Origin of the sequence: Pseudidiomarina sp. (genome assembly GCF_048267825.1) — a bacterium.
Taxonomy (GTDB): domain Bacteria; phylum Pseudomonadota; class Gammaproteobacteria; order Enterobacterales; family Alteromonadaceae; genus Pseudidiomarina.
The window spans coordinates 1-5,245 of record NZ_JBLWWR010000031.1 but is presented as its reverse complement, the minus strand read 5'-3'; the positions used below and the strand labels follow the sequence as shown (position 1 = coordinate 5,245).

The 5,245-nt window shown below is 55.4% G+C and carries 6 protein-coding genes; 1 reads left to right on the top strand and 5 read right to left on the bottom strand.

All coding sequences use genetic code 11. The features are described from left to right. Positions 1-108, top strand: a 108-nt coding sequence (locus ACN0UN_RS11720; protein WP_417660123.1) for a pyrimidine/purine nucleoside phosphorylase, incomplete at its 5' end; no start/stop codon positions are given. Positions 109-437: 329 nt separating this feature from the next. On the opposite strand, the gene ACN0UN_RS11715 is transcribed toward ACN0UN_RS11720, so the two are convergent. The 5 genes from ACN0UN_RS11715 to ACN0UN_RS11695 form a co-directional block, all read right to left on the bottom strand. Then, positions 438-734: a hypothetical protein gene (locus ACN0UN_RS11715; protein WP_417660122.1), complete on the bottom strand. Its 297-nt coding sequence runs from the start codon at positions 732-734 to the stop codon at positions 438-440. A gap of 23 nt (positions 735-757) precedes the next feature. Continuing rightward, positions 758-1,138 (bottom strand): flagellar export chaperone FliS, encoded by a 381-nt coding sequence (gene fliS / locus ACN0UN_RS11710; RefSeq protein ID WP_417660121.1) that lies wholly within the window; start codon positions 1,136-1,138, stop codon positions 758-760. An 87-nt stretch (positions 1,139-1,225) separates the two neighbouring features. Beyond that, positions 1,226-2,722, bottom strand: a complete 1,497-nt coding sequence (gene fliD / locus ACN0UN_RS11705) for a flagellar filament capping protein FliD (protein WP_417660120.1) — start codon at positions 2,720-2,722, stop codon at positions 1,226-1,228. 75 nt (positions 2,723-2,797) lie between these two features. After that, positions 2,798-3,157 (bottom strand): flagellar protein FlaG, encoded by a 360-nt coding sequence (locus ACN0UN_RS11700; protein ID WP_417660119.1) that lies wholly within the window; start codon positions 3,155-3,157, stop codon positions 2,798-2,800. Between the two features lie 74 nt (positions 3,158-3,231). Further along, positions 3,232-5,178, bottom strand: coding sequence for a flagellin (locus ACN0UN_RS11695; RefSeq protein ID WP_417660118.1), 1,947 nt, complete (start codon positions 5,176-5,178; stop codon positions 3,232-3,234). Positions 5,179-5,245: the final 67 nt, after the last annotated feature.

The window sequence follows — 5,245 nt, the reverse complement described above, 5'->3', positions numbered from 1 at the left end:
GAAAACTACGAAACTTTCGGCGCTGGCACCCAGTTCACCGTACCGGCCAACAGCAAGTTTCAGCTGAAAGTAGCCGAGGCGACTGCCTACTTGTGTGAGTACCGCTAAGCGGCAGATTTGATAAGCGGCAAATCCGGGCTTTTGTTGCGGTGGATGGGTAATGCGCCATCCACCCTGCGTCCCCTGTAACCCGAAGGGTGCGCCGAGCGGCGCTCCGCTTCAGCCCACCAAGCCGCGGCACGGTGATTCACGTTGCATAGGTTGAAGGGCCGGAGCCACTTCCATCGTTGACCACGAACGACCCACGTCCCTCGCGCCTGCACCGCAACCGCACCACCCCGAACGTCTGAGTACTCCGTCGGCCAATCCAACCTACGTCACCTGTAGGGTGGGCTTCAGCCCACCAAAGCCGGAAACAGACATCGATCCCAACCGCTTCAGCCCAATGGCGTATACGCCTGATTAACCTGCTTCGACTGGTTCAAGCGCGTCAACTCCCCAGCCAATCGCTCTCGCTCCGATCTGCCAGCCTGCTGAAGCTCAGCGTAGATCTGCGATAGCTCGCTGATCCCTAGATGCAGCTCACGGTCGTTCCACGATTCGCTGGTTGCAACCGCTTTAACCAGAACACGAGACTGCTTATCAAGCCGCGCTACCGCTTCCCAGTCGAGGCGAGCAAGCGCTTCGCGCAGCAACCTGACTTGCGCCTGAAGCCGATCCACCAAACTAAGCATCGAGCGCTACCCCTACGAATCGATCAATCACTGATCCCGTCCCAGCCTGACTTGACCTCGCGGAGCAAGTCGGCCACCTCGCCGAGCGGCGCAGGATCGTTCTTACGATTAGCCTCGGTCAGGCGCATGATCATGTATTCGTAGAGGCGATCAAGGTTCTGTGCGAGCTCGCCGCCTTCATTCAAATCCAGCGCCTCGCGCAGGCCACCAATGATGCCGATACTCTTGCCAATCAGCTCGCCCTTCTCGGCTACCCGCCCGAACTCGATTGCGCCTTTAGCCTGATAAATCCGATCCAGGCCACCCTGCATAAGCATCTGTATCAAGCGGTGCGGGCTGGCCTCGTTCACCTGGGCCTGCACACCTACTTGCTGATACTGCTTCATTGCGGACATTGCGTACATGATGGGCTCCAAGCGATTAGCGATACTGTTTAACTTATCGACTGTTCCGCAAATAGCTTTAGGCTGCGAACGAGCGAAGTTTCAGCGTCAATCCTTCTGGGTAACGAAGCCGGGCATGCTGTCGAATAGCTGAGTAAGGCTATCGCTGGTGCGGGTAAGCTGAGCCACCATCGTATCCATGGCGTTGAATTGTTTATACAACCGCTCTTCCAATGCCGTAATACGCTTGGTCAGCTCTTCCTTCTGCTTGTCGACTTTTTCGATGGTCTCTTGCAGCGCACCAGTTCTCGACTCCAGAATTCCGCCAGCGTCGGTATAGGGCTTCAACCGCGCACCCAGGCGGTTCGCCAAGCCGGTATCCCCAGTAAAATATGCAGCCACGCCTTCGAAGTTGGAGCTGATCGCTTTGCCCACCTTGGTGGCGTCCATCTCCAAAGTACCGTCTTTCTTGGTCGTGATGCCCATATCGGCCAAGGCACGTATTGCTCCATCGCCCTGAGGCGAGACCAATTCCGAGCGTATGGTATTGATCAGTGATCGAACCGAGCTATCGCCCACCAAGGCGCCAGTGACCGGCGCGTCGTTCTCATTGACCGTTGTAACTTTCGTCTCGGTGTTGATGAAGGTCATCAGCGTGTTGTACGCATCGACGAATTTTTTGACATTACCCTGCACGCCGGCCTCGTCGCGCGAAATGGTCAGGCTGCTGGAGCCTTCTTTTTTAAGCTCGAAGCTAATACCGCTGACAACATCATCGACGCTGTTGCTATCACGCGTAACCGAAAGGCCGTCGATTGTGAACTTGGCACTTTGCGCGACGGCTAGCGTCTTGCCTGCGCCTGCATCAGCCATCCGCGCATCGTATGCAGCCTTATCCGTGATGTAGCTGGTGTCGAGTTCCCCGTCGGGATATTTAGCAACATCACCAACATCGGGCGCCACGGCTGGGCCGCTATAGGCCAGCCTGGTCAAAGACTGATTGGCTTCCGCAGGGTCCGCATTGACGGCCGAAACGGTAATGTCGTTACCGTCACCAGTCTTGCTACTGCTCAGCACCAGCCGTGAGCCTTGGTCATCGGTAATAATGGTCGCGCTGACGCCGGCGCTTGCGCCTGCTTTGTTGATGGCATCTCGAACACCCGCCAACGTGTTATTGGTCGAGTCGACGACAATATCCAGCGCAGCCGTACCGCCCACCTTGATGCTCAAGGTACCAGCGTTCAGCTTGGTTCCATCATCGACAGGTATCGCAGCCAAGGCGACTTTGCTGTTGCTAGCCAGCTTCTCGACTTCAAGCTTATAGCTGCCCGCGACTGCGCTTTGGCTGGCCGTAGCGGTTAGAACTGCCGTATCTGAGGAAGTGGCCTTGCGGGCAAGAAACGAGGACGGGCTGTTGAGCGTCGATAGCGCTGATTGGAAGTTGCTGATCGCACCCTTCAACTGCCCGAGGGATGTCAATTGGGTGGTCGTCTTGGCTTCGACTCGTTTGAGCTGGCTCTCTTTCGGCGCCTTCTCAGCTGATGAAATGGCTTTAACCATTGAATCGATGTCCATGCCGGAACCGATACCTGTGATACCCGCCATACGCCACCTCGTCAAAAATATGTCCGAAAGCCAGGCAACGCCCGGCAATCAGCAAGTACATCCAATATTCGTGCCTTAGGCTTCCGCCTTGAACAGTAAGCTGCGCATATCCTCAAGTCGCTCGGATAGACGCAGCAAATCTTCAGACGGTATCTGGCGAATCAACTTTCCGGACTCGCCATCCATAACCTTGACGACAACCTGACCGCTGGAGTCATCAACGCTGAAATCAAGGTTGCGCTGAAGGTCCTGCACGAGCGTCTTGAACTTCTCGACCGCCGAGTTTGCACTCTCAGCGAGGGAAGCCTGGCTGTCCTTGGCTTTCTCGCCTCCCAAAACCTGCGAGGCTTTATCGGACTGCTCCAAACTCCTGACCGGCACGTCAGGCCGAGTCCCGCTTGGTTGCAGCGAAGAAGTGAGATTTACCGTTTCCATCTTGAACACCTCACAACGCGAAAAGGAGGAAGGAGCCTAAACTCCTTCCTCCTGTTTACCAGACAGCTTTCGCTTTACTGGAGCAGCGACAGCACAGCCTGCGGCAACTGCTTGGCTTGCGCCAGGATCGCAGTACCAGCCTGTTGCAGCACCTGGTTCTTCGACAGGTTGGCGGTTTCTGCAGCGTAGTCGGTGTCCATGATCCGGCTGCGGGCAGCCGAGGCATTTTCCGAGATGTTCTGCAGGTTGTTGATGGTGTTATCGAAGCGGTTCTGCACCGCACCGAGGTCGGCGCGTTGCGCATCAATAGCGGCCAGGGCGTTATCAACCACTGCGAGAGCACGCTGAGCACCATCAGCAGTGGAAATGTCAAGCTCGCTCACAGCACTCTTTTCTGCACTGGCAGCACCGAACAACTGATAGCTTCCTGGCACGCCGTCAATTGATTCGGTCCTTGCGGCGAACGCCGAAGCAGCCGCTGCGGTAGTAAGATCTACCGCAGTGGTTGCCACGCCAGCTGTTTCTGCCAGCTGAGTAGCCTCAAGGGTAAACTCGCGAGTCGTAGCAGCGCCGCCGTCTGCGGCGTATTGTTCCGCTTGAGCGATTGTTATAGCACCACCGTTAGCCGAACTAATGGTTCCATCGTTTCCTACGACAAGAGCACCGCTGGTATCTTTTTCCTTTATAGCGTCTCGCAATTCATCAACGCTAGTAAATTTTTTATCGCTAAGATCTATCGTGGCACCAGGCTTCCCACCTGCCGCACCGATCACAATCTCATCAATCGTAAAATATGCAGCGTCAGTGTCTACGTCTGCAGTACCAGCCGTACCTTTTGCTAATGTAAAGCTGATCTGAGTGAAGTCTTGCTCTACATCATCAATCGCGTCTGCAGAAATCGCATAACTTTCTGGCGAGTTTAATTGCAAATAACCAACAACTGTCTTGCCCGCCGCATCTCCGACTGATGTTTTTAGCCCAAACTCACCATTTGCATCCTGCACCTGGACGGCCATAGCAACGTTAGCGTTGCTTCCTTGACCAAACTTTACGTTTTCACCTGTAGCCGACTCTATTGTCAGCACACCCTCGGAAGAAAGATTGGCCTTCAGACCCAACTTAGAAGCGTTTGAGTTAATTTGATCAGCTAGGCTTTCGGTCGAGGTAACTCCGACAAGTTTTACTTCTCTGGCGCCATCGCCAGAACCAACGGTCAGGGTGAAGTCAGTTGACTGTCCGGCAACCGGTGTTACCTCGGCTTTAAACACTGTGCGCGCGGTAGCGCTCAACCCAGGGATCGCTCCATCCAGCTTTGCTGCCAATGATTTGGCGCTATCATCAGCCGATACTGACACGGTCTCATCCGAACCGCCTCCAACCACCCTAAGGCTTGTCTCAGAGAATGCGTTATCTGCATCTGCAACGACGCTTGCTGTAACTGTTGAAAGATCCCCTGCCACAGGAACACCTGTAACAGAGGCGCCTCTCGCTTCGCTGCCAACTTGGTAGGATCCAATAGCACTAGCGGATGCGTTCTTTACTGTTACGTCAATCGTTTCATAGGCATTGGAACCCACCTGAAAGCTGGAGGTACCAAAGGAGCCATCCATCAACTTCCTGCCACCGAAGGTGGTGGTTTCAGCGATACGAGTCAGTTCGGCCTGCTGAGCAGATACTTCTTTTTGCAGGGCGGCACGGTCGGCATCGCTGTTCGAGCCGTTGGCGGACTGGATCGCCAGGTCACGAATACGCTGCAGGATATTAGTGGACTGCTGCAGGGCGCCTTCAGCGGTTTGCGCCAGGGAGATACCGTCGTTGGCGTTGCGTACGGCGACGTTCAGACCGCTGATCTGGTTGGTCAAGCGGTTGGAGATCTGCAGACCGGCGGCGTCGTCTTTCGCGCTGTTAATGCGGCTACCGGTGGACAGGCGCTGCATGGAGGTGTTCAGGGCGTTGGACGTGCTGTTGATGTTGCGTTGGGTGTTCAGCGACGGGATGTTTGTGTTGACTGTAAGAGCCATGATGTGCCTCCAAGGGCGCTAGTTACTTTGGTTGCCTGAGCTTGCGACTCCGGGCCGGCTTTTGCCC

Excerpts from the sequence above, each read along its gene's own strand:
- fliD (WP_417660120.1), bottom strand. The coding sequence starts at position 2,722 with ATGGCGGGTATCACAGGTATCGGTTCCGGCATGGACATCGATTCAATG.
- ACN0UN_RS11695 (WP_417660118.1), bottom strand. The coding sequence starts at position 5,178 with ATGGCTCTTACAGTCAACACAAACATCCCGTCGCTGAACACCCAACGC.
- ACN0UN_RS11700 (WP_417660119.1), bottom strand. The coding sequence starts at position 3,157 with ATGGAAACGGTAAATCTCACTTCTTCGCTGCAACCAAGCGGGACTCGG.
- fliS (WP_417660121.1), bottom strand. The coding sequence starts at position 1,138 with ATGTACGCAATGTCCGCAATGAAGCAGTATCAGCAAGTAGGTGTGCAG.
- ACN0UN_RS11715 (WP_417660122.1), bottom strand. The coding sequence starts at position 734 with ATGCTTAGTTTGGTGGATCGGCTTCAGGCGCAAGTCAGGTTGCTGCGC.